This window comes from Polaromonas sp. (genome assembly GCF_039932935.1).
Lineage (GTDB): Bacteria > Pseudomonadota > Gammaproteobacteria > Burkholderiales > Burkholderiaceae_C > Polaromonas.
In genome coordinates, this window is record NZ_JBDTPB010000073.1 from 171848 (window position 1) to 194719 (window position 22872).

The following is a 22872-nucleotide window of genomic DNA, read 5'->3' on the forward strand; positions in this document are numbered from 1 at the left end:
AGCGCCTGCACACCATGGCCCAACGCCTTCAGTTTCCCCTGCAAATTTCCTTCAAGCTCGTCGCTTTTGCGCCGCAGTTTCTCGTCAGCGACGCCCGCAATCAGCCGGTAGCCTATGTCAGGCAAAAACTTTTCAAACTCAAGGAGGCCGTCACGGTCTTCGCCAATGACAAGCAGGACCAGCCGCTCTACCAGATCAAGGCCGACCGCGTCATTGATTTTTCGCCGCTGTACCACTTCACTGACCCCCAGGGTACGGCGCTGGGAGGCATCAAGCGCCACGGCATGCGCTCCATGTGGAAGGCCGGCTTTGATATTCTGGACCATGGCGCCACCCAGTTCAGCATCAACGAAAAAAGCGTGATGACCCGTTTTCTGGATGGCCTTTTCAGCCAGATTCCGGTGTTGGGGATCTTGTCGGGTTACCTGTTTCATCCTGCCTACCAAGTCACCAGACCGGACGGCACGCTGGTGGCCGAACTCACCAAACAGCCCGCGCTGTTTGAGGGAAAATTCAGCGTCGAGCAGTTAGCCCCTCTCGGCGAACGCGAGGAGCAGCAACTGCTGCTGGGCCTGATGACCGTCGTCCTGCTGGAACGCCTGCGCGGCTAACGTAGGCACCCGCGCAGCAACAGCCCCAAACCCAGGACGGCAAATGGCGACGGACCCGACCCACCCCGACAGCCCCGCGGACGCGGTCCTGTTCAGCGTCCAGCTGGACCCGGAGGGGACGCGTTTCAGTGCCTCGCCGTCACTGCCGATCCTGCAGTCGGCCCTGTCGGCCGGGGTGATGCTGGCCAGCTCTTGTCGCAACGGCACCTGCCGCACCTGTATTTGCCAGCTTGTCAGCGGCCAGGTGAGTTACCGCATCGAATGGCCGGGGCTGAGCGCCGACGAAAAGCGCGAGGGATACATCCTGCCGTGCGTGGCGTACCCGGCCTCGGACCTGGTGATTCAGCCGGCCGAGTGAGCCGGCCCGGCCACAGGCGCCACTGCCGGCGTCGAATCCCCCTCGCCCAGCGCCCGCTGCATCAGCACCGTGTCGACCCACTGACCGAACTTGTGGCCGACAGAGGCCAGCGTGCCGACGCGCGAGAAACCCAGCGCCTCGTGCACGCGCAGCGAGCCGGTGTTGGCGCTGTTACCGACAACACCCACCATCTGCCGAAAGCCCCGCTGCGCGCATTGCGCGATCAATTCACGCAGCAAGGCGTTGCCTATGCCTGCCTGGCGATGACCGGGGGCGACGTAGATCGAGTCTTCCACCGTGTGGCGGTAAGCCGGCCGCGACCGGTAGGCGCTGCCGTAGGCATAACCCACCACCTCCCCGCCCAGGCGCGCCACCAGATAGGGATAACCGCCGCCCAGAATGTCGGCGCGGCGCGACAACATCTGCTGTGCGGTGGGCGGCTCCAGCTCAAAGGTCGCTAGGTTGGTCGCCACATAGTGGGCGTAGATGGCCTGGATCGCCTCGATGTCGCCCTCTGAACATGGATGAATCGAGACCGCGCCGACGGCGGAAATGCGAGGGGAATGAGAAGAATGAGAGGCAAAGAGGGTGTGTGAAGACTGCATACCCTCATCGTTGCTCAAGACTACCCATAAGTAAATATGTCAAATCTTATGGTTTTCATTAGAATTTCTTTGCATGCTCAACCTCAGCCTTAACCTCGACCACCTGCGTACCTACGCGCTCATCCTCGAAACCGGCAGCTTCTCGGGCGCAGCCGAGAGACTGGGCTTGTCACAACCTGCGGTAAGCCTGCAGATCCGCCAGCTGGAGCAGCGCCTCGGCGTCCGGCTGATCGAACGCATTGCGCGCCGTGCCGCGCCGACGCCGGCAGGCATCGACCTGCTCGAGCAGATCCGGCATGTGGATTCAGCGGTTGAAGGCGTGATGACGGCCATGGCCGCGCACTCTGCCAATGTCGCCGGCCGGGTCACACTGGGCACCGGCGCCACGGCGTGTCTGTATTTGCTGCCGCACATCCTGCGCTCCTTGCGGGTGCGCTTTCCCAACCTGAGCGTGCTGGTCAGCACCGGCAACACGGCCGACTTCGTCAAGGCGGTGGAAGGCAATACGCTGGACATGGCATTGGTGACCATGCCCGTTCAACGCCGCGCTTTGGTGACCACACCCATGCTCAACGACGAGTTTGTGGCGGTGATTCCCAAACGCGAAACGGGCTTGCCCGCCCGCATCACACCAGCCTTCCTGGCCAAACGCGAGCTTGTGCTGTTCGAGCCTGCGGCCAATACCCGCGTGATCATCGACCAGTGGTTTCGTGATGCGGGCCACGCGCCCAAGCCGGTGATGGAGTTGGGCAGCGTGGAAGCCATCAAGGAAATGGTGGCTGCCGGGCTGGGCTGCAGCATCTTGCCGGCCATGGCCGTCACCGGCCCCGGGCAACATCCCGAGCTGGCCGTGCACCCCGTTTATCCGCGGCTGCAAAGAACGCTGGCACTCATCATGCGCAGCGACAAACCGGTGAACAAGGCCATGCGCCAGGTAATTTCAGCGATGGAGCAGCGAACGGGGAACTGAACTTTCGCGTGGTCACCGGCGCCTCCATCGCGGTCGACGGTGGCGCGAATGCGTAGCGCCAGGCGCAAAGCCGCCCGCGGGGCCCAGTAGTGCAGATTCAAGGTGTTTTAAAGCCAAATCGCCCAGTAGCCCAATCGTGCCGTGCGCCAGAAGCTATATTTTTTATAGCAACTACCTGGACGGATAGCGCTTCCTCAGCCCGCCCGGCGCCTTCGCGAAACACAGGCGCCGGCTGCGGCCGGTCCTGTAGCACGCCTGTCAAACAAATATGCAAGGATGGGCGGATGCACGACCTGCCCCCGACCACCGCCGCGCAAAGCCCCCGCAGCCTGCACAGCCCCTACAGCCTCACCCCGGCGCGGGATGCGGCCGCAAGTTTTGCGGAGATGGAAGAGCTCAAAACCATTTTGCGGGCAGGCAACGCCCACTTTGACGTGGCCGTTGTAGCCGAGGCGCACACTGCCGCGCCCTCTTTTCCGCTTTACACAGCCAGCATCGGCTCGGCCGACCCGAAGGCCCCTGCTGTCGGCTTCTTCGGCGGCATCCATGGGCTGGAGCGCATCGGCACGCAGCTCATCCTGCACTACATGCGCGCCCTGCTGCATCGCCTGGAGTGGGACGAGTTGCTGCACCGCCAGCTTGAAAAAACACGCCTGGTGTTCATGCCCATCGTCAACCCCGGCGGCATGTGGGCGCACAAGCGCGCCAACCCCCAGGGCGTGGACCTGATGCGCAACGCGCCGCACAGGGCCGACGCCCGCGTGCCGTTTCTGGCCGGCGGGCAAACGGTAAGCCCGCAGCTTCCCTGGTACTGCGGACGGCCCGGCACGCCCATGGAAGTTGAAAGCGCGGCCGTTTTGCACGTGGTGCGGGAGCAACTGGCCAGCCGGCCTTTCAGCCTGGCACTGGACTGCCATTCGGGCTACGGCTTTGACGACAGCCTCTGGTTTCCGTATGCCCGCACGCGCCGCCTGATGCCGCACCTGCCGGAGATGTTTGCGCTCAGAACCATGCTGGAGCGGTCGCACCCGCACCATGCTTACAGCTTTGAGCCGCAAAGCAACCAGTACCTCTTGCACGGAGACCTTTGGGACCACGCATACGACCACGCGCCGGCGGAAAACATTTTTCTGCCGATGACGCTGGAGCTGGGCTCGTGGCTATGGATACGCAAGAACCCGCGGCAGCTGTTTTCGCGCCACGGCATTTTCAACCCCATCAAGGCTCACCGTACGCGGCGTGTGTTGCGCCGCCATGCGGACCTGCTGGACTTCCTGACACGTGCCGCATACTCAGCGCCGCGCTGGCTGCCTTTGGGCGACCAGCGTGTGCAGCTCGCGCGGCTTGCCGCGGCGCACTGGCGGCCGCGCAGGGTGCTGTGACATGACCTGGGTGTTGCTCAGAGGCCTGACTCGCGAGGCCCGGCACTGGGGAGATTTCCCGCTGCAGTTGCAGGAGGCCACAGGCCACAGCCCCGGCGAGGCCATCACGCTGGACCTGCCCGGTAATGGCAAATGGTGCGGGCAGCGCTCCCCACTTTCCGTGGAGGAAATGGTCGAGGCGGTGCGCCGGCAGCTGGCGGCGCAGTGCGTACGGCCGCCCTACGCAGTGCTTGCGATGTCCCTGGGCGGCATGGCGGCGGCCAGCTGGGCACAACGCTACCCGGAGGAAATTTCGCGGCTGGTGCTTGTCAACACCAGCATTCGGCCCCACGCACATTTTGCGCAGCGCCTGCGGCCCCGCAGTTGGCTACCACTGCTGGCGATGGCCGCGCACTGGCGGAACACTGATGCCGTGGAACAAAAAGTCCATGAACTCACCTGCAGGCGCCAGGAGCAACGGCAGCAGGATCTCACGCAGTGGCGCTTCATCCGCCAAAGCGCACCTGTGAGCGCAGCCAACGCAGCGCGGCAATTATGGGCAGCCACACGGTTCACCTGCGCACCTCTTGCGCCGCGTTGCCCGGTGCTGGTCCTGTCTTCAGCCGGCGATGCCCTTGTCAGCCCGGCCTGTTCCGCGCAGCTTGCCCGTGCCTGGCAAACATCGCACCGGGAGCACCCCTGGGCAGGGCATGACCTGCCGCACGACGACCCGCGCTGGGTGTGCCAGCACGTGGCGCTATGGGACGACGCCTGCACATGAATGGTTCCAGCCCTGCGGGCTGGGGGCCAGCGGGGTGGGACAAATAAAACCCGGCACGGGACAAAAACATCCCACCCCGTCAGGCAATGCGGCGGCTGGGCCGGGGAGATATTCCTCTTCGAACGCAAGGGACAAATTGGTCCCGCAGTTCCTGTTTTCTGCGCCAAATACCTTTTGGATTCATGCACTTGCACGCGCTGCTCACCTGGCACAGGGTTTGCGAACCTTTGGGGCAAAAGGAGCGCAGCCCACACCATGGCAGACCAAAGGATCAAACGGCACGTTTATCTTCCCGGCCTGGCGGCCTTCGACACCGGCCACCGCAAGGCAGCGGTGATGGAAATGGGACACACCGGTGCCAACAACGAGTTCAAACCAGGCACAGTTTTTGTAGACAACATGGAAGCCCAGCGCGCGGTGCGTGCGCACTACGAGGAACGCCATGCCAGCGTGATGGACAAGCTGCTTGCCGGAAACCTGACGATCCAGCAAAAACAGCACCTGCAGCGCGAATACCGCGGTTTGAGCTCAGCGATGCGCAACGTCAAGGTCGTGCGGCCTGATATGGCGCCGTACAACAACCGGGAAAACGGCCCAGCCGATGTTCTGTTCGTCAAGGGCCACGGCAGTCCGCGCAATCCCAACTCCATGACCACCGTGGCAACGCCCGTGGACGAAGACGAACACCATCCACCGGGCCTGTTCGAGCAGGCTACAAAGGTCAACATTAAGCGCGGCTACAAGATGTCGCACACGGCACAGGACATCGGAAGCGCCGTGCACCATATCGCCAATTCCGTGAACAGCCCGGGCCTGGATGTCCGGCTGACATCCTGTGGCAGCGCCGGTACGGTGTCGCGCGACCACGTGGCCATCGGGCCGCGCAATTTGGCCCAAACCTTTGCCGGGCAGGTTTCTGCCACGCTGGATGCCCAGCACGCCGATCCGCGTGTACGCGTCAGCGGGTTCCAGGGCGACAGCAACTCCACATTGCCGAGCCGGCAGGGCGCCGACGATGGCTTCGTCACGAAGATCAAGGAAAAACCCGAAAACCCCAACAATCTGCACCACTTTGTCGATGCCATGGAACGGCAGACAGCCAAGCTCGGGCCCTTGCATGAAGCGCTTGAACCCATCAAGCAACCCCTGCGTGAAGCGGCGGTGGCGACCAGGCTGAAAGCAAACCTGCCGATGCCCCCGATAGCGTCCCTTGGTGTCGCACCTGCAATGCATGCAAATATGCGGCCTTTCACCAAAATTGTGACCACCGACAACGTCAACACCCAGCGCGTGGCGACCGGAACCCGGACGGCCGCGCTGACACCGATTGACAGGCATTAGGGCAGCACCCACGTCCTGCGGGCCCTGCACCCTCTTGTAGCTCAAAGGTAGCCAGCAACTGAAGTTTGACAAGGCAGGGGGCTTTTATGCGCCACTGGATACCTTCATTACGGCCCTGGTGCAAAATCGGCTGTCTCCCGCCGACACCATGAACAAGCCCACCCCACCTGCTGCCAGCACAGAGCTACACGACACTGCGACGGCCGAGCCGCTTGCAGTTGCCACCACTCGCCGTAACCGGCGCATCTGGGCGTTGGCACTGGGCACCACCGCCGCCATCTGGCAACTGGACCCCGCGCTCACTGAAATGGCGGAAATGATCGGCCTGATTGCCTGTGCCAGCAACAAGACACTGGCCCGGGACGCCATCATGCAGATGCGGGCGAAAGCCGATGCGCTGCGCGCGCAGATTCCTCCCTTGCCGGGCAGCGCATTGACCAAGGTGGTCCGGCGCGCTGAAGCAGCCTGCGGTGCGGTGCTGGACAAAGGCGTGCGTGTGAAGGAAGTGCAAACCAGCTGGGACCATTTTCTGGCCTGCATCCGTGCGCTGCACGACACCCGCAAGTAGGGCCGCAAGCTCCCGGCGACGCCAGCAGAGCGGCCCGTAACAGGACGTTGCCACTAGACCGGCGCCCCCTGTGCCCCGGAATTCACCCGTTTTTTATTTGATGCGGTTTTTTTGGAAGGCAACTGATGCTGACACGAGCTACCCATGTGCGGCATGATGGTCCCATGGACCAAAGATTTTTTCCGCGCTTTTGCGGGCGCATTGTGGCTGCGCGGGTGTTGTGGGCGGGCCTGGCATTTGCCGTGGTGGGCCCGGCCCAAGCGGCCACGCCGCCATTTGAAGACACCATCGCACAACGCGCCATGGCCTGCACGGCCTGCCACGGACCCCAGGGCCGGGCGGCACCCGACGGCTACTACCCGCGCCTGGCGGGCAAACCGGCGGGCTATCTCTACAACCAGCTGCTTAACTTTCGCGACGGGCGCCGCCACTATGGCCTCATGACACAGCTGATCGAGCCGCTCAGCGATACCTACCTGATGGAAATCGCCCAATATTTCTCGCAGCTGGAAATCCCCTACCCAGCGCCCCTGCCCGCGGCCGCCCCGCCTGAGGTCCTGCGCCATGGCCGGCAACTCGTTCTGGAAGGCGACGCTGCACGCCGGCTGCCGGCCTGCGTGCAGTGCCACGGCCAGGCCATGACCGGCGTGGCCCCCGGCATCCCGGGCCTGCTGGGCCTGCCGCGCGACTACCTCAATGCACAGCTGGGCGCCTGGAAGGCCGCCCAGCGCCGCGCACATGCGCCGGACTGCATGAAAAATGTGGTGGAAAACCTCACCGTGGAAGACATCAACGCCGTGGCGAGCTGGCTGTCGGCGCAGCCACTGCCGACGAACACCAGGCCTGCCACCACACTGCCCGCACTCGTACCCGGCGCCGTGGCCATCACCTGCGGCAGCGCAATAAACCTGCCCGCCGTGCCGGCTGAGCCCGTTGTGCCAACCCGGAAAACGCAAAAATGAAGACCCTCCTCAAATGGGCGGTGGGCCTTGCCATCCTGGCGGCCATCGCAGTTGCGTTGGTATGGGCACTGAATGTGCGCGACGAAGTCGACGTGAAGGCGCCCGTGGCTACTGCGGCCCCCAGCGATAGCCTGATTGCCCGGGGTGCCTACCTGGCACGCGCCGGCAACTGCCAGACCTGCCACACCGCTCAGGGCGGTCAGGCGTATGCGGGCGGGCGCGGCATCGCCACTCCGTTTGGCACGGTGTTCACCTCCAACCTCACACCCGACGACAAAACCGGCATCGGCAGCTGGTCATCCGCCCATTTCTGGCGCGCCATGCACAACGGCCGCTCCAAAAATGGCCGCCTGCTCTACCCGGCCTTCCCCTACACCAGCTATACGCAGGTTACGCGTGAAGACTCTGATGCGCTGTTCGCCTACCTGCGCAGCCTGCCGCCCGTGGCGCAAGCCAACCAGCCGCATGCGCTGCGCTTTCCCTACCAGTCGCAGGCAGCGCTTGCGGTGTGGCGCGCCCTGTACTTCAGCCCCGGCGTGTACCAGCCGGACACCGCGCGCAGCGCCGACTGGAATCGCGGCGCCTACCTCGTCAAGGGCTTGGGACACTGCGCCGCCTGCCACACCGCGCGCAACGCGCTGGGTGCCAGCGACGCCGGGCTGGGCCTGGCGGGCGGACTGATTCCGATGCAAAACTGGTATGCCCCATCACTGACCTCGCCGCACGAGGCGGGCGTCAGCGACTGGGACAAACAGCACATCGTGAGTCTTTTGAAAAACGGCGTCTCACCGCGCGCCTCGGTGACCGGCCCCATGGCCGAGGTCGTGCAGCGCAGCACCCAGTATTTGAGCGATGCCGACCTGGGTGCAATGGCCCAGTTTTTAAAAGAGCTGCCGCCATCGCCTGCAGCACCCGCCGAGCCGGCCGTCATCAAAACGCAAGGCGAGTCGGTAGAGCGCGCCGCCAAGCTCTATGAACAGCACTGCGCACAATGCCACGGCGCCAAGGGTGAAGGCATTGCGAATGCTTACCCGGCGCTGGCAGGCAACCGCGCCGTCACCATGGGCCAGGCCGTGAACCTGGTGCAAATCGTGCTCAACGGCGGCTACGCCCCGGCCACCCAGGGCAACCCGCGCCCCTTCGGCATGCCGCCTTTTGCGTTGGTGCTGAACGATGCCGACATGGCGCTGGTACTGACGCATATTCGGCAGTCATGGGGCAACAAGGCCAGCGAAATCACGCCGATCGAGATAAACCGGATGCGGGCGAATTCTGGGCGGTAGGGGATACAACGGAGACAGTTGATTTACCATTGTTCGTTCTTTTTTGGGGGCAGACTGCCTTAAGTTGCGTGCGTACCGCATTCGCCTGCCGGCTCCTGGCTCCTGAAAGTTATGAACACCGCCATCCTCAAATCACTGTTCGGCAACGAAGCTTTTCGGGTGATGCCGCTGGTTTTTCGGCATCCATTCGGTTAGGTGGCTCAAGTGACAAGAAAGACCCTGCCACTGGTTCAGCCTGGGAGCGTTCTGCGGCACTACACGCTGGACGAAACGGCCTCTCTCGTAGCGCAGTGGCTCGAAGCGTTCGGCGCCAGGCGACACGGTGTGAATGCCAAGGACTATCTCTGGCACATTTTCAGCGGTGGCCGATATCCGAGCCTGTCGGGAGCCCAAGCCATGGCTGCGTATGAAAAGCAGGTTGCTGCCGAGTACGTCGTGCTGTCAAATGACCGGGAGACTGCCTTCGCCACCAATGCCTTGCCGCAAAGTTCTTCTCTGACCGACTACTGCGTGTTTCCGGTCAATCTCGCGTGGACGATGGCATTCACGCACGAGGATGGCTGGCTTGGCCCCTACTTTGCCCGCCACGGCAACTTCGCTGCATTGAATGAATTCAATCTCGGAAAGGTTCGCAAACTCCGTCAAGCTGAGGCGGCTCGCCTGAAGGGCTGGCGATGAGGCCATCACCTGACTCTTTCTTGAAATGAATCCGCCTGCTTCAAATGAATTCCCCTGCGGCGGTCCCGCTTGAATCAACCGTTAGAAATCATCCATGCCAGACTACGACGATCCTGAAATAGAAGCTCAATGGTTTTCCGAGCGCCGCGAAGAAATATCCGGGTACCTGAAACGTGAAGGCGTCATGCACGGCGACATTGAGGCAGAGCCTGCCTGGTATGTCGCACCCTATGTCTCCGTGTGGGCTGTTAAAGGTCTTGCCAGCCCCGCCTCGGTTGAATGGTGGGCCATCTCTGGCGATATGCCAAACGACTACGTGTCGGCAAGCAAGGCTCAGAGCCCGCGAGAGGCCGTGCAGCTCATTGCATCACTTTGGCAAGAAGCCGCCCGCTATATGTCACGCGGGGAGCGGCATCCGACATTTGTCATTGGTTCAGGAGACCGTAACGAAGAGCTGGGCCCGCTGCTCGCATCGCGGGCGGGCCTATTGCTTGACTGGGCCAACGATCCTGAGGCGTGGGAATAGGATGAGTTTCAGCGCTTCCTTGAAACGACACCGCCGCAGCTGAGGCGACTTCCGCCCATATCACTGCTTACCCTCATCGCCACCCTGCTCGCCATCACCATCCGGTTAGTAGTCCACGCCGCTCGTCTAAAACATTAACCATGTCCCTCCAGCGCAATGTCCAACAGCAGAATGCCGTTACCAAGGCTGAGATCGAACGCGCGGCCGCGCTCCAGCCTTCGTCGCTGGCATGGCTCGGCACGGTCCTGCTTTCGCACAAGCTCGAGCCTGCGTCTGGCATCTTGGTACGGCTCTGTGAAGTTCCCGAGCAGGAAGGTAATCTGATGTCAAGCGTCTGGCTGACGGATACGGTGGAGTTCTGGGAATTCGAAGCCATGATCTCTCGCACCAACGGAGCGTTGATCGGTGTCGAGGGATTCAAGAATGCCACTCCATCGTTTCCACTGGAGGCAGGCGTGCCTGGAACCGGTGCCTCCTTCGGCAATCTCGCTCGCCAGGTACTGCGTGAAACGCGTAACGCGTGAGCTTCCAGCATCGGGAAGTCCTCAGAAGCCTGAAGACGGCGTCACCATCCGGTCACGCCTTGAAAGCGAGGGAAACAGCCTGAACCACGCCGCAGCCACCAGCAGCGTGCCCACACCCCCCGCCACCACTGAGCCCACCGGCCCCATTAGCGCAGCCGTGGCGCCGGACTCGAATTCTCCAAGCTGGTTGGAAGCGCCTATGAACACCGAATTCACGGCGCTGACACGGCCGCGCATCTCGTTGGGCGTCTCGATCTGCACCAGGGTCTGGCGCACGACCACGCTCACCATGTCGGCCCCGCCAGACACGGCCAGCACCAGCAGCGACAGCACAAAGCTGGTGGAAAGACCAAACACCATCATGCACACGCCATACAGGGCAACGGCCGACAGCATGGTCGGGCCGACGCGGCGCTCCAGCGGCCAGCGGGTGAGCACCGCCGACATCAGCAAGGCACCTGCCGCAGGCGCGCCGCGCAGCAGGCCCAGACCCCAGGGCCCGACGTGCAGGATGTCTTTGGCGAACATGGGCAGCAGCGCCGTGGCACCGCCCAGCAACACGGCAAAAAGATCCAGCGACACAGCGCCCAGCAGGGCCTTGCGCTGCCACACGAATTCGACGCCGGCCAGCAGCGTGCGCAGCGTGACCGGCTCACGCGGCGGCGGCGCGTGGTCATAGCGCAGCACCGCAATCAGCAGGCAGCCGACGACAAAGAGGCAAGCGCAGGTGCCATACACCGCCGTGGCGCCGGCCACAAAAATCACACCGCCCAGCGCCGGGCCGCCTATGACCGCCGTCTGCATGCCGGCTGAGCTGAAAGCCATGGCGCGCGGCAGCATGGCGGGTGGCACCAGCACCGGGGTGAGCGCCTGCTGTGCAGGCATCTGGAAGGCGCGTGCCACGCCCAGCAAGACCGACACCGCAAGCAGCAATTCGCGCGAGGCCCAGCTGTGGTGAGCACCCCAGCCCTCTGTGGCGGAAACGAGAATCATCGCCACCGTGGCCTGCGTGACCAGGCAGCCGGCAATGATGCGGCCGCGATGTACGCGGTCAGCCACGTGCCCGGCCACCAGCGTGAGCAGCAGCGCCGGCGCGAACTGGTAGAGGCCGACCAGGCCCAGGTCCCAGGCGCTACCAGTCAACTCGTACATCTGCCAGCCGACGGCCACCATCAGCATCTGGTTGCCTGTGGTGCCGAAAATCCGGGCAAACCACATGCGCATGAATGCGCGCTGGCGAGTCAATTCCTTGAAAGTGTGTGTCGGCATGCGGGCGTGAAGCTTAACAGCGCCAGGTCAATGGGGCGCCCCCCGGGGGTATTGGCGTGGAGACGGACAGGGGCGAGAACCTCCGTTCGGCAGTTAACATATCGGCATAACTACAGCAACACCCCAAGAGGTTCTTATGCATCGCATCGTCATCGTTGGCGGAGGCGCCGGAGGGCTGGCTCTGGCCACACAACTGGGCAAACGCCTGGGGAAAAAAGGCCTGGCCGAGATCACCCTGGTGGACGCCGCCCGCACCCACGTCTGGAAGCCGCTGCTGCACCAGCTGGCCGCCGGCAGCTTTGACACGCACGCCGAGGAAATCGAATACCTCGCGCAGGCCCGCTGGAACCACTTCAAGTTCCGCCTGGGCAGCCTCACCGGCGTGGACCGCCAGAACAAAACCCTGCAACTGGCCGCCAGCCACGATGAAGCCGGCCGCGAGATTACGCCGGCGCAGCAACTGGCCTACGACACCCTAGTAATTGCCGTGGGCAGCCAGACCAATGACTTCGGCACGTCCGGCGCGGCCGAGCACACCATCAAGCTCGACAGCCCGCAGGCGGCCAAGCGTTTTAACGACCGACTGATCAACGCGTGCATACGCGCGCAGACCGTGCCGCGCGTGGCCGGCAGCGGGCGCCTGACCGTCGCCATCGTGGGCGGCGGCGCCACCGGCGTGGAGCTGGCCGCCGAGCTGCATGCCGCGGCGCGCGTGCTGGCCAACTACGGTTTTGACTACATTCACCCCGAAAAAGACTTGCAGATCGTGCTGGTAGAGGCATCGCCGCGCTTGCTGGCACAGTTGCCCGAGCGCCTCAGCGAATCGGCCATGCGCGAGCTGCGCAAGCTGGCGATTGAAGTGCATACCAATGAGAAAGTGGTTGAAGTCACCGCCGACAGCCTGAAGATGGCCAGCGGCAAGGTCATTTCGTCGAGCATCACGGTGTGGGCCGCCGGCGTGAAAGCTTCCGACTTCCTGCAGACCCTGGGCGATGGCAACCCGCTCGAAACCAACAGGCTTAACCAGCTGATGGTGAACGGAAACCTTCAGAGCACACGCGACGCAAGCATCTACGCCTTTGGCGACTGCGCGGCATGCCAGCAACCCGACGGCACCTGGGTGCCGCCGCGCGCCCAGGCCGCCTACCAGCAGGCGATGTATCTAACGCGCTCGCTCTCGGACCTGATCGCCGGCAAGACGGTCGCGCCCTTTGTCTTCAAGGACCAGGGTTCGCTGGTGTCGTTGTCGGAGTATTCGTCGGTCGGCAGCCTGATGGGCAGCCTCACCAAAGGCAGCTTTTTCATCGAAGGCCAACTGGCCAAGTTCATGTACTGGGGCCTGCACAAGCAGCACCAGCTGGCGCTGGGCGGTTTCAAGAAGACGGCGCTCATCACCCTGTCTGAAATGCTGGACCGCACCTATCGCCCGCGCATCAAGTTGCATTGATAATCACGGCAGCACCTTCTTTTCTTATCAACCTACTTAACCCAACGGAGAAAACCATGGCAAAAGGACAGCAAAACAACAACAAGATGGTCAAGAAGCCCAAGAAGGACACCTCGCCGCCCAAGACGGTGTCTCCTGACGCGGTGCGCCCGACCGTCGTTACGCAGGTTCCCCTGCGCGGCAAGCTCAAGAACAAGTAAAAGTGACAGCCTCTGTCCCGCCGCAATTTTCCGCCGGGCCGCCCCAAGGAAAATTAGCCCCCTCGGGGGGCAGCGAACCGCACGCAGTGGGCGAGCGTGGGGGCCATGCCTCCGCCGGGCCGCCCCAAGGAAAATCGGCCCCCTCGGGGGGCAGCGAGGACACGTCAGTGCCGAGCGTGGGGGCCATACAGCCGGCTAATCCACTGCATGGCGTCAAACTGGAGACCATTGTGACGGCGCTCTCCGACCACTACGGCTGGCAAGAGCTGGGGCAGCGCATCAACATCCGCTGCTTCACCAGCGAACCCAGCGTAGCGTCCAGCCTGAAGTTCTTGCGCAAGACGCCCTGGGCGCGCGAGAAGGTTGAAAGCCTTTACCTCTTCATGCTGCGCGAGGTGAAACGCAGCAGTCCGCCGGTTCATAACTTCCCGCCGCCCAAGCCCCGGGCCTAAGCCCTCAGCGGGTTGGCGAACATCAGCATCATGGCCACGCCCACCCCAATCAGGAAATTGGCATCAATGAGGCCGGCCAGCAGGAACATCTTGACCTGCAGCGGCTCCATCAACTCGGGCTGGCGCACGGCCCCCTCCAGGTAACGCCCGCCCATCACACCGATGCCCATGCAGGCACCAATGGCGCCCAGCCCGATCATCAGACCACATGCAATCGAAATGGCACCTGCATCACTCATGATTTTCTCCTTGGTTAAAAAAGCTTTGTTGCCGTCATCATGACTTTTGCCGTGCCTCAAACCAATTACGTGGCAGGTAATGCTGCAGACACAGGTTTTGAGGCCGTGTACGTCGACGAGCACTTGCTGGTGCTGAACAAGCCCGCCGGACTGTTGTCGGTGCCGGGTCGCGGAGCAGACAAGCAGGATTGCCTGAGCGCACGCGTACACGCGGCCTACGCCGACGCGTGCGTGGTGCACCGGCTGGACATGGCCACCTCGGGACTGATGCTGATGGCACGCGGCGCAGACATGCAACGCGTGCTGAGCCGCGCCTTTGAAAATCGCGACATCGGCAAACGCTATGTGGCCGTGGTGGCGGGTTGCATGCCGGCGCCGCAAAGCCCCGACGGCTGGGGCCTGATTGATCTTCCCATCGTCGTGGACTGGCCGCGCCGCCCGCTGCGCATCATTGACGCGGAACGCGGCAAACCCAGCCGAACGCGCTGGCAGGTGCTGGCATTTGATGCGCACGCAAACACCACACGCGTGGAACTGGAGCCGGTGACCGGCCGCTCGCACCAGCTGCGCGTGCATCTGCAGGCGCTAGGCCATCCCATCCTGGGCGATGCCCTGTACGCCCCTGCCGCCGTGCAAGCCATGGCGCCGCGGCTGCTGCTGCACGCCAGCTCGCTGCAGTTCATGCACCCGGTCAGCAGCCTCGCGATGTCTTTCGAAAGCACTCCAGGCTTTTAGGGCACAAGCAATCTCGCCGCACCGGCGCTACGATGCAGCCATGAACCCATCTACTCACCTCACTCTGATCACAGGCGCCTCGCGCGGTATGGGCTTTTCCATGGCACGCCAGTTGCTCACCGCCGGCCACACGGTGCTTGGCATTTCCCGCACGGCGATGCCAGAGCTGGAAGAGCACGCGCGCCACATTGGCGCGACCGTGCTGCAGTGGGAGCATGACCTGGCGGACAGCGGCTCGCTCAAGGGCAAACTCGAAAGCTGGCTCAAGGATTCGCAGGCCGAACAGGCCTGGGCCAGCGTCACGCTGATCAACAACGCGGGCGTGATCCCGCAGATCGGCTCGCTGGACCAGATTGGCGAAGGCGACCTGGCGCGGGCGCTGCGCGTGGGACTGGAGGCGCCGATGCAAATCACCGCCGCCTTCCTGCGTGCCACCGATGGCTGGAAAGCGCCGCGCAAGGTGCTCAATATTTCGTCCGGCCTGGGACGACGCGCCATGGCCTCGCAAGCGGCATACTGCGCGGCCAAGGCCGGCATGGACCATTTCACCCGTTGCCTGGTGCTGGAGGAAGCACTGAAGCCCCACGGCGCCAAAGCCTGCTCACTGGCACCCGGCGTAATCGACACCGGGATGCAGGAGCAGCTGCGCGCAGCCGACCCTAAAGCCTTTCCGGACCGTGAATCGTTTGTGGGCTTGAAAACTGGCGGGTCGCTGACGTCGCCAGAGGATGCAGCAGCGCGCATCATTGCCTTTCTGGCCCGGCCCGACTTCGGAACGAACCCGGTCGCCGACGTCAGGGACTAGCCCCCACGGTCGCTCACTGCGTGTAGCTCCCTGCCCCCCGAGGGGGCCGCTGCGCCTGCGGTCTGGCTAAGCCAGCCCCGCGGCCCCTGCTTGGTTGAAAAATCCCGTGCGCACAACCCAGTGGGGGCCGCGGGGCTGGCTTCGCCAGACCGCAGGCGCCTGCCCCCTTGAGGGGGAACAAGCTACACGCAGTGAGCTTGGACGGGGGTGGTCAATAGACCTCAGGCACCACAATGTTTTGCGGAACCGGATTGCGCACATAGTCCTTGTGGCGCTCGCGCTCGGGCAGCACGATGGGAGGGTGCGTGGTGTCCTGGTAGGGCATCTGCTGCAGCAAATGGTGAATGCAGTTCAGGCGGGCCTTTTTCTTGTCGTCTGCCTGAACCACCCACCACGGCGCCTCGGCGACATGGGTGCGCTCCAGCATGATTTCCTTGGCTTTGGTGTATTCCTCCCAGCGGCGGCGCGACTCCAGGTCCATGGGGCTGAGCTTCCACTGCTTGAGCGGGTCATGGATACGGCCCAGGAAGCGCAGGTGCTGCTCTTCGTCGGAAATCGAAAACCAGTATTTGATGAGCTGTATGCCCGACCGGACCAGCATCTTTTCAAATTCCGGCACGGTTCGGAAAAACTCTTCGTACTGGTCATCGGTGCAGAAGCCCATGACGCGTTCCACGCCGGCCCGGTTGTACCAGCTGCGGTCAAACAACACGATTTCGCCCGCGGCGGGCAAGTGGGACACATAGCGCTGGAAGTACCACTGCGTGCGTTCGCGGTCGTTCGGCGCCGGCAGCGCCGCCACACGGCACACACGCGGGTTCAGCCGCTGTGTGATGCGCTTGATGACGCCGCCTTTGCCGGCTGCGTCACGCCCTTCAAACAAAATCACCACCTTGTGGCCGGTGCTGACGACCCAGTCCTGCAGCTTCACCAGCTCGGCCTGCAGGCGAAAGAGCTCGCGAAAATACTGGCGGCGGTATTCTTTTTCCCTGACGGCGTCTTGCGGGCTGCGGGCCGGGGCCTCTTCGCCGATGAGCTGATCCACGCTGCGGTCTTCGATCTCCATCTCCAGCTCTTCGTCGTAGCTGTCGATCAGGTCATTGCGGATTCGCCGCATCAATTCTTCGTCGCTTGAAGTCACGTTTGCCTCCTGCATCACCGGAAATCGGTTAGCACCCCAGCGTACCGGGGGCACATGGCAGTTTGATGAAACAGCCGTACAACCTGCATTGCCCCATCCTGTCAGCTTTCACCGTTTCCGCTGTCGTGATGGTGCGTCTCTGCTTCCTTTTTGATAGCTGCTGGCGCTCACCCACATTGGTCTACAGTGCTATTTGTCTTAAAAACCACCGGAATGGTCAGTCCTTTTTCAGGATCTGGTAAATCTCGTCCTTGGTCTTGAGCCGCCGTTTTTTGAGGTCTTCCAGCGCTTCATCGGTGATGACGCCCACGCCCTGCTCATACTTTGCAATGGTGTGGTTGTCGGCGTCGTACTGTGCAAAGAGCTCGGCGAAATGCGGGTTGGACACCTTGAGGCTACGCATCTTTTGAAGGTATTGCGGAAACTCGTGTGCGATGTCGTGGTTCAACAAGTCCATGAAAAAACTCCTTTCGGCGTGAATCGCCAGATGCAACAGATCAGTCGCGCACGACCAGCACGGGCAGGTGCGCGTGGGAAAGCACTTGGGCAGTGACGCTGCCCAGCACCAGTTTTTCCAGCCCGCGGCGCCCGTGCGAGCCCATCACCACCAGGTCGGCATTGATTGATTCGGCGGTGTCGAGGATGCCGCGATAGACGGCATGGCCCTCCACCACTGAGCCTGTAGCGGTGATGCCGGCCTCCTGGAAAACCTGTTTGGCCGCGCTGATGGCGTCGTTGGCCTCTGTGGTGGCAGCGCTAAGGTATTCGGCCTGGCCATAGGCAAAGTCTGTACCCACCCCGGTAAAAGCATAAGGGTCTATGACATAGACAACCGTCACCTGGCTGTTGAAAGCCTGGGCGACGGCCACTGCGTTGCCAATCGCCTTGCGCGCGGTGGAAGAGCCGTCTACGGGAACCAGAATGTGCTTGTACATGGTGGAATCTCCTTGAAAACAAGGGCTGGATTCTGCGGCACCCGCCGTGAATGGGGAATGCCAGCGTGTCTCAGTTATAGGCCATGAGAGGCGCGTGCGCCGTCAGACAAGACGCCGAACGGGGCAACTCCGGTGCGGCCGTGTATCCCAGCCGCTATAAGTGCTTGATGCTGACCGGTCAAGGATCAGGGCTCAATCTTCACGCCCTTCCAGAAGGCGATGTGTCCCTTGATGTTGTCGGCCTCTGGTTTGGGATCGGGGTAATACCACGCGGCGTCGGTATTCATTTCACCGTTGACCAGCAACGAGTAATAGCTGGCCTGCCCCTTCCAGGAACACATGGTGTGATGGTTGCTGAAGGTCACGTAGTCGCGGTTGAGCGCGCTTTCGGGAAAATAGTGGTTGCCTTCGACCACCACGGTGTCGTCGCTTTGCGCAATCACTGCGCCGTTCCAGATGGCTTTCATGGGTCTTTCTTTCTGCTCAATGCTAATGTGGAGGCTGCATGGACATGCAGACCGGTTGTTCGGGGTGTGCGATCAGGGACGAGGGATTTAGAAGAAACAGGGCTCCATGCTACCCTTCCCTGCACCGGACACGGCCGACCCAGGTTATGAAGTCCGCCAGCAAGAATGATCGCCGAAAAAAAAAAAGCGCCGATGACGAGCATCGGCGCTTTTTTGGTAAGTCCCCATGTTCACTTCAGCCGGGGCCGCGGGACTGGCTTCGCCAGACCGCAGGCGCAGCGCCCCCTCGGGGGGCAGAGAGCTACACGAAGTGAGCGAACGTGGGGGCCCGTGTTCAGGCCAGACGAAGGTTCTTGCCTTCGACAATCACCTTGGAGCCAACAGCCACCGAGCTGGACACCTCCATGGTGCGCACAGTTCCGTCGTCCATGCGCACACGCACTTCATAGACGGTGACCTTCTTCATGTTTTTCTCGATCTGGTTACCGGCGAACGCACCGCCCGCGGCGCCCAGCACCGTCATGGCCGTTTTGCCGTTGCCGCCACCCATCTGGTTGCCGACCAGGCCGCCGACGACGCCACCGGCCACGGTGCCAAGGCCAATGGTGGTGTTGCCCACGTCTACGCCGTTGACCTTGCCCTGGCGTTGAACTGGGGTCACGGCTTCGACCGTGCCGCAGCTTGCGCAGACATTGGCGCGGGGGGCGGCCTGCGCCACCACGGTGGGAGGATGGGAGATATGGGGCTTGGTGACAGGAGGACGCTGAGCCGTGTCAGCGGCCAGCTTGGAAGACGTGGAAGACGGCGCCGTGCTGCTGAGCTGCGCGTCGCTTCCGCCGGGTTGTGCATCGGAACGATTTACCACCAGTGCGGCCGCAAGGGCCATGACGGTGACGCCCAGTACCGCCACAATGGCGACGAGTGCCTTGCTGTGTTGCAGACGTTGGGAGAAGCCAGGCTGCGGCATCGCTTGGGGCTGATTGGCAGGCTGACTGGTTTGGTTGTTGGTGTCCATGATGGAACTCCTGTGTATGTGAGCTTCCGTTGTAACGACACTGCCTGATACATCCTGTAGGACGAAGTGACATTCGTAAGGAAAGATTTCCTAGAACTGCACGAAGCGTGCGGTTTTTCGCACTTCGGCACGCGTTCATGCCGCGCTCACCCAGGCTTGACAGGGCGTTTACACGCCACCGCTGGGATGCGTCGGGTCCACCCAGAGCACGGTGTCGGGCTTTTCAACGGGCTCGATGTCCAGGTTGATCGCCACGGCCTCGCCGTCGCTGCGGCACAGCACACACTCCAGCGCCTCGGTCGCGCTGGCGTTGATTTCCTGGTGCGGCACATAAGGTGGCACATAAATGAAGTCGCCCGGCCCCGCTTCAGCCGTGTACTCGAGGTGGTCGCCCCAGCGCATGCGGGCTTTTCCGCGAATCACATAAATCACGCTTTCCAGATGGCCGTGGTGGTGGGCACCGGTCTTGGCATCCGCATGGATGGTGACGGTGCCGGCCCACAGTTTTTGCGCACCCACGCGGGCAAAGTTGATGGCCGCGCGCCGGTCCATGCCTGGCGTCTGCGCGGTGTTGGTGTCAAGCTGGTTGCCCGCAACCACGCGCACGCCATCGTGCTTCCAGCGCGGGCCGGCTTCACCCCCTGCATGAGGATGTGTGTGGCCAGGGCCGTGTGAATGATCGTGGTCATGCGGATGCGAATGCGTGGGGTCGTTGCTCATGCGGGTGATCAGGTTAGTACGTCACACGACGTCATGGTTGCTAACTGCGTTCTGGCGGTACACACCGGGAGGCAGGACGAACTGACAGGCCACGCCTATTTATAGCGTTCGCGCGCCAGGGCCGCGCCGGCGCCCAGCGCCTGCAGTTTCTTCAGCGCCACTTCGCGGTCCATGGGCGCCAGGCCGCAGTTGGTGCAGGGAATCAAGTGGTTCTTGGGCACGTATTTGAGCGCCTTGCCGATGGTGTCGGCCACCTGCTCCGGCGTTTCGATCTCATCGCTGGCCACGTCGATCACGCCGACCATCACGTCCTTGCCCTCGAGCAGCGCCATCAGGTGCGGCGGCACATGCGAGTGGTAGCACTCCAGGCTGACCTGGCGGATGGTACTTTTGGCCAGCGCCGGAAACACGGTCTCGTACTGCCGCCATTCCTCGCCCAGGGTTTCCTTCCAGTCGGTATTGGCCTTGATGCCGTAGCCGTAGCAAATGTGCACGGCGGTTGTGCAGGTCAGGTCCCGCGCCGCACGCTCAAGCGCCTTCACGCCCCAATCGGCAGCGTCTTTCATGTAGACATTAAAAGCCGGCTCGTCAAACTGGATGATGTCCACGCCGTCGGCCTGAAGGGCCAGCGCTTCCTGGTTTAGCAGCTCGGCAAAAGCCATGGCCATCTTGACCTTGTCGCCATAGAACTGGTCGGCCACGGTGTCGACAATCGTCATCGGCCCGGGCAAGGTGAACTTGATTTTTTTAGTGGTGTGCGCACGCAGCAGCCGCGCTTCAGCGGCATGCACACGGCCCTTGAGCTTGAGCTGCGACACCACCTGCGGCACCATGGCGTCGTAGCGGTTGTCGCGTATGCCCATCTTGACCTTGTGCTCGAAGTCGATGCCTTCTACCTGCTCGAGAAAACCGTGCACAAAATGCTGGCGCGACTGTTCACCGTCGCCGATCACATCCAGGCCCGCGTCTTCCTGCGCCTTGATCCACAGCAGCGTGGCGTCTGCCTTGGCCTGCTTGAGTTCATTGCCTTCACTCCTCCATTGCGGCCAGAGTTTTTGGGTTTCAGACAACCAGGCGGGTTTGGGCAGGCTGCCGGCAATGGCGGCGCTGAAAAGAGGTGTCGTGGAAAGCGTTGTCATGTGCGTGTCCTTTTGTCTCAATGTTTTATCCGTCGCAGTTTTCAAACTCAGAAAAACTCGCGGGCCAGCAACTCGTAAGAGCGCCTGCGGGCGGCCGGGTCGTGCGTCCAGGTGATCACCACCAACTCGTCTACCCCGAGTGTATTGGCCAGCGCCCGGAGTTTGGCGGCAACCTGCGGGCCGCTACCGACCAGCGCGTTAGCCCTGAGCTTGTCCGCCTCCGCCTGCTCGGCCGGCGTGTAGGGGCGCAACGCCACTTCTTCTGGAGAAGGCAGGGCCGCCAGCGCGCCGCGGTTGCGGTCTATCTTCCAGCGCTCGCGGCCCGAAAAGTGGTGCCAGGCCTCCGCTTCGGTGTCAGCTGCCAGCGCCCAAACGCACAGCACGGCTTGTGGCGTGGGGTGGCGCGGGCTGGGGCGGTAGGTAGAGCGGTAAAGGTCCAGTGCCTGCTCGGCGCCCTGCCCATCGGTGATGAAGTAAGCAAACGCATACGGCAGGCCGTAATGGGCGGCCAGCTGCGCGCCGTAGTCAGAGCTGCCCAGCATCCACATCTCGGGCGTGGTCGGGCCCATGGGGTTGGCTGTGACGCCGCGCCCCGGATGGCCCTCAGGCAAATCAATGCCGGCCAGCCAGGCCTGCAGCTCGCGCACCTGAATCGGAAAGTTCTCGGCCGACTGGCGCGGGTCGCTGCTCAGCAAACGCGCCGTACGCATGTCCGAGCCCGGCGCGCGCCCCACGCCGAGGTCGATGCGGCCCGGTGCGATGGCTTCGAGCACGCGAAACTGCTCAGCCACCTTGAGCGCCGCGTAGTGCGGCAGCATGACGCCGGCGCTGCCCACGCGGATGCGGCTGGTGGTCGCGGCAATGGCGGCCATTAACACCTCGGGCGCAGATCCGACGATGCTGGGGTGGCTGTGGTGCTCGCTCACCCAGAAACGGCGGTAACCTAGCGCTTCGCAATGGCGCGCCAGTTGCAGGGTTTCTCGGATGGAGACGTCTTCCGTGCGGCCGGTGACGGCGACGGACTGGTCGAGGACGGAGAGGCTGATCATGTCGGGCCACTATAGCCAGACCGCTTAAAACCCGCTTGACCGGGGTTACCCCAAGCGGCTCTGTTCCAATAGAAGGTTCGCTCCCGTCCAGACCCGAGATAAAGAAGTACATCCTATGGCACTCAAAGCCACCATTTACAAAGCCCAGCTCGCCCTGTCCGACATGGACCGCAACATCTATGCCGACCACAGCGTGACGATTGCACGCCACCCGTCGGAGGCCGACGAACGCATGATGATCCGCCTGCTGGCGTTTGCCCTCAACGTACCGGCCGACGACAAGAAGGGCAACCTGGAATTCGCCAAGGACCTCTGGGACGTGGACGAAGCCGCCCTCTGGCACAAGGACTACACCGAGCAAATCCTGCACTGGATCGATGTGGGCCAGCCCGACGACAAACGTTTGATGAAAGCCGCAGGCCGGGCTGAACGCGTGAGCGTCTACAGCTTCGCCAGCAGCACGCCCGTCTGGTGGAAGAACATCGAAACCAAGCTCACACGCGCCGCCAACCTGGTGGTCTGGCAGATCGAGGCGGCTGAAAGCCAGGCGCTGGCCAAACTTGCTGAGCGCAGCATGCAGTTGCAGGTGACGGTGCAGGACGGCACGGTGTGGATGAGCACCGCGCTGGGGTCGGTGGAAATCACGCCGCGCCGGCTGACGGCAGGCGCGTAAGAAAGCTCGGGTTCCGGC

29 protein-coding genes are annotated in these 22872 nt (G+C 62.8%); 18 read left to right on the forward strand and 11 right to left on the reverse strand.

The genetic code is table 11. The annotated features are described in order from the left end of the window. Positions 1-14 precede the first annotated feature (14 nt). Both ABI546_RS13375 and ABI546_RS13380 read left to right on the forward strand, forming a co-directional pair. Entirely contained in the window at positions 15-611 is a 597-nt protein-coding gene (locus ABI546_RS13375) for a hypothetical protein (protein ID WP_348047075.1), read from the forward strand. Positions 612-654: 43 nt separating this feature from the next. After that, positions 655-969, forward strand: coding sequence for a 2Fe-2S iron-sulfur cluster-binding protein (locus ABI546_RS13380; protein WP_348047076.1), 315 nt, complete (start codon positions 655-657; stop codon positions 967-969). On the opposite strand, the gene ABI546_RS13385 is transcribed toward ABI546_RS13380, so the two are convergent. After that, positions 954-1574, reverse strand: coding sequence for an N-acetyltransferase family protein (locus tag ABI546_RS13385; RefSeq protein WP_348047077.1), 621 nt, complete (start codon positions 1572-1574; stop codon positions 954-956). The two genes, ABI546_RS13380 and ABI546_RS13385, sit on opposite strands and share 16 nt — an antisense overlap. 73 nt (positions 1575-1647) lie before the next feature. On the opposite strand from ABI546_RS13385, the gene ABI546_RS13390 reads away from it, so the two are divergent. The 10 genes from ABI546_RS13390 (at position 1648) to ABI546_RS13435 (ending at position 10568) form a co-directional block, all read left to right on the forward strand. Next, complete coding sequence (locus ABI546_RS13390; protein ID WP_348047078.1) at positions 1648-2544, forward strand: LysR family transcriptional regulator; 897 nt, start codon at positions 1648-1650, stop codon at positions 2542-2544. Between the two features lie 284 nt (positions 2545-2828). Next, on the forward strand, positions 2829-3926 hold the full coding sequence (locus tag ABI546_RS13395) for a M14 family zinc carboxypeptidase (protein ID WP_348047079.1): 1098 nt from the start codon (positions 2829-2831) through the stop codon (positions 3924-3926). Position 3927: 1 nt separating this feature from the next. Beyond that, a complete protein-coding gene (locus ABI546_RS13400; protein WP_348047080.1) occupies positions 3928-4686 on the forward strand; it encodes an alpha/beta hydrolase in 759 nt (252 codons plus the stop codon). A gap of 255 nt (positions 4687-4941) precedes the next feature. Continuing rightward, on the forward strand, positions 4942-6027 hold the full coding sequence (locus ABI546_RS13405) for a hypothetical protein (protein ID WP_348047081.1): 1086 nt from the start codon (positions 4942-4944) through the stop codon (positions 6025-6027). Positions 6028-6175: 148 nt separating this feature from the next. Beyond that, positions 6176-6595, forward strand: coding sequence for a hypothetical protein (locus ABI546_RS13410; RefSeq protein ID WP_348047082.1), 420 nt, complete (start codon positions 6176-6178; stop codon positions 6593-6595). 164 nt (positions 6596-6759) lie between these two features. Continuing rightward, the gene (locus ABI546_RS13415; RefSeq protein WP_348047083.1) at positions 6760-7557 is read left to right on the forward strand and encodes a c-type cytochrome; all 798 of its coding nucleotides are present in this window, start codon (positions 6760-6762) and stop codon (positions 7555-7557) included. Further along, on the forward strand, positions 7554-8840 hold the full coding sequence (locus tag ABI546_RS13420) for a cytochrome c (protein WP_348047084.1): 1287 nt from the start codon (positions 7554-7556) through the stop codon (positions 8838-8840). Before ABI546_RS13415 ends, ABI546_RS13420 begins: the two co-directional genes overlap by 4 nt. Positions 8841-9164: 324 nt before the next feature. Beyond that, positions 9165-9518: a DUF4275 family protein gene (locus tag ABI546_RS13425; RefSeq protein WP_348047085.1), complete on the forward strand. Its 354-nt coding sequence runs from the start codon at positions 9165-9167 to the stop codon at positions 9516-9518. Between the two features lie 94 nt (positions 9519-9612). Beyond that, positions 9613-10044 carry a DUF4826 family protein gene (locus ABI546_RS13430; RefSeq protein WP_348047086.1) on the forward strand — a complete coding sequence of 144 codons (432 nt, stop codon included), beginning with the start codon at positions 9613-9615 and terminating at the stop codon, positions 10042-10044. A gap of 140 nt (positions 10045-10184) precedes the next feature. Further along, the gene (locus ABI546_RS13435) at positions 10185-10568 is read left to right on the forward strand and encodes a hypothetical protein (protein WP_348047087.1); all 384 of its coding nucleotides are present in this window, start codon (positions 10185-10187) and stop codon (positions 10566-10568) included. Between the two features lie 21 nt (positions 10569-10589). On the opposite strand, the gene ABI546_RS13440 is transcribed toward ABI546_RS13435, so the two are convergent. After that, complete coding sequence (locus tag ABI546_RS13440; RefSeq protein WP_348047088.1) at positions 10590-11837, reverse strand: MFS transporter; 1248 nt, start codon at positions 11835-11837, stop codon at positions 10590-10592. Between the two features lie 136 nt (positions 11838-11973). Here ABI546_RS13440 and ABI546_RS13445 point away from each other — a divergent pair, with 136 nt between their 5' ends. The 3 genes from ABI546_RS13445 to ABI546_RS13455 all read left to right on the forward strand — a co-directional run bounded on the left by ABI546_RS13445 (position 11974) and on the right by ABI546_RS13455 (position 13936). Next, positions 11974-13284, forward strand: coding sequence for an NAD(P)/FAD-dependent oxidoreductase (locus ABI546_RS13445; RefSeq protein ID WP_348047089.1), 1311 nt, complete (start codon positions 11974-11976; stop codon positions 13282-13284). A 56-nt stretch (positions 13285-13340) separates the two neighbouring features. After that, positions 13341-13484 carry a hypothetical protein gene (locus tag ABI546_RS13450; protein ID WP_348047090.1) on the forward strand — a complete coding sequence of 48 codons (144 nt, stop codon included), beginning with the start codon at positions 13341-13343 and terminating at the stop codon, positions 13482-13484. A gap of 167 nt (positions 13485-13651) precedes the next feature. Beyond that, positions 13652-13936 (forward strand): VF530 family protein, encoded by a 285-nt coding sequence (locus ABI546_RS13455; RefSeq protein WP_348047091.1) that lies wholly within the window; start codon positions 13652-13654, stop codon positions 13934-13936. Here the strand turns inward: ABI546_RS13455 and atpE are convergent. Continuing rightward, on the reverse strand, positions 13933-14175 hold the full coding sequence (gene atpE, locus ABI546_RS13460) for a F0F1 ATP synthase subunit C (RefSeq protein ID WP_348047092.1): 243 nt from the start codon (positions 14173-14175) through the stop codon (positions 13933-13935). The two genes, ABI546_RS13455 and atpE, sit on opposite strands and share 4 nt — an antisense overlap. A gap of 39 nt (positions 14176-14214) precedes the next feature. Between atpE and ABI546_RS13465 the strand changes: the two genes are divergently transcribed. Together ABI546_RS13465 and ABI546_RS13470 are read left to right on the forward strand one after the other, a co-directional pair. Next, positions 14215-14910, forward strand: a complete 696-nt coding sequence (locus tag ABI546_RS13465; RefSeq protein ID WP_348047093.1) for a pseudouridine synthase — start codon at positions 14215-14217, stop codon at positions 14908-14910. Positions 14911-14950: 40 nt separating this feature from the next. Further along, entirely contained in the window at positions 14951-15715 is a 765-nt protein-coding gene (locus ABI546_RS13470) for an SDR family NAD(P)-dependent oxidoreductase (protein ID WP_348047094.1), read from the forward strand. Positions 15716-15926: 211 nt separating this feature from the next. Here ABI546_RS13470 and ppk2 read toward each other — a convergent pair whose 3' ends face one another. From ppk2 to ABI546_RS13510, 8 genes are all read right to left on the reverse strand, one after another. Continuing rightward, positions 15927-16832: a polyphosphate kinase 2 gene (gene ppk2 / locus ABI546_RS13475; protein WP_348047158.1), complete on the reverse strand. Its 906-nt coding sequence runs from the start codon at positions 16830-16832 to the stop codon at positions 15927-15929. Positions 16833-17073: 241 nt separating this feature from the next. Next, entirely contained in the window at positions 17074-17313 is a 240-nt protein-coding gene (locus ABI546_RS13480; protein WP_348047095.1) for a DUF465 domain-containing protein, read from the reverse strand. Positions 17314-17353: 40 nt separating this feature from the next. Continuing rightward, positions 17354-17791, reverse strand: coding sequence for a universal stress protein (locus ABI546_RS13485; RefSeq protein WP_348047096.1), 438 nt, complete (start codon positions 17789-17791; stop codon positions 17354-17356). Between the two features lie 185 nt (positions 17792-17976). Then, positions 17977-18258, reverse strand: coding sequence for a DUF427 domain-containing protein (locus ABI546_RS13490; RefSeq protein ID WP_348047097.1), 282 nt, complete (start codon positions 18256-18258; stop codon positions 17977-17979). Between the two features lie 334 nt (positions 18259-18592). After that, positions 18593-19273, reverse strand: coding sequence for a glycine zipper 2TM domain-containing protein (locus ABI546_RS13495; protein WP_348047098.1), 681 nt, complete (start codon positions 19271-19273; stop codon positions 18593-18595). A gap of 168 nt (positions 19274-19441) precedes the next feature. Further along, positions 19442-19993, reverse strand: coding sequence for a cupin domain-containing protein (locus tag ABI546_RS13500; RefSeq protein ID WP_348047099.1), 552 nt, complete (start codon positions 19991-19993; stop codon positions 19442-19444). Between the two features lie 95 nt (positions 19994-20088). Further along, positions 20089-21132 carry a methionine synthase gene (locus tag ABI546_RS13505; protein ID WP_348047100.1) on the reverse strand — a complete coding sequence of 348 codons (1044 nt, stop codon included), beginning with the start codon at positions 21130-21132 and terminating at the stop codon, positions 20089-20091. Positions 21133-21179: 47 nt separating this feature from the next. Continuing rightward, entirely contained in the window at positions 21180-22178 is a 999-nt protein-coding gene (locus ABI546_RS13510; RefSeq protein ID WP_348047160.1) for an LLM class flavin-dependent oxidoreductase, read from the reverse strand. A gap of 118 nt (positions 22179-22296) precedes the next feature. Here ABI546_RS13510 and ABI546_RS13515 point away from each other — a divergent pair, with 118 nt between their 5' ends. Beyond that, positions 22297-22854 carry a YaeQ family protein gene (locus ABI546_RS13515; RefSeq protein ID WP_348047101.1) on the forward strand — a complete coding sequence of 186 codons (558 nt, stop codon included), beginning with the start codon at positions 22297-22299 and terminating at the stop codon, positions 22852-22854. The last annotated feature ends 18 nt before the right edge of the window (positions 22855-22872 follow it).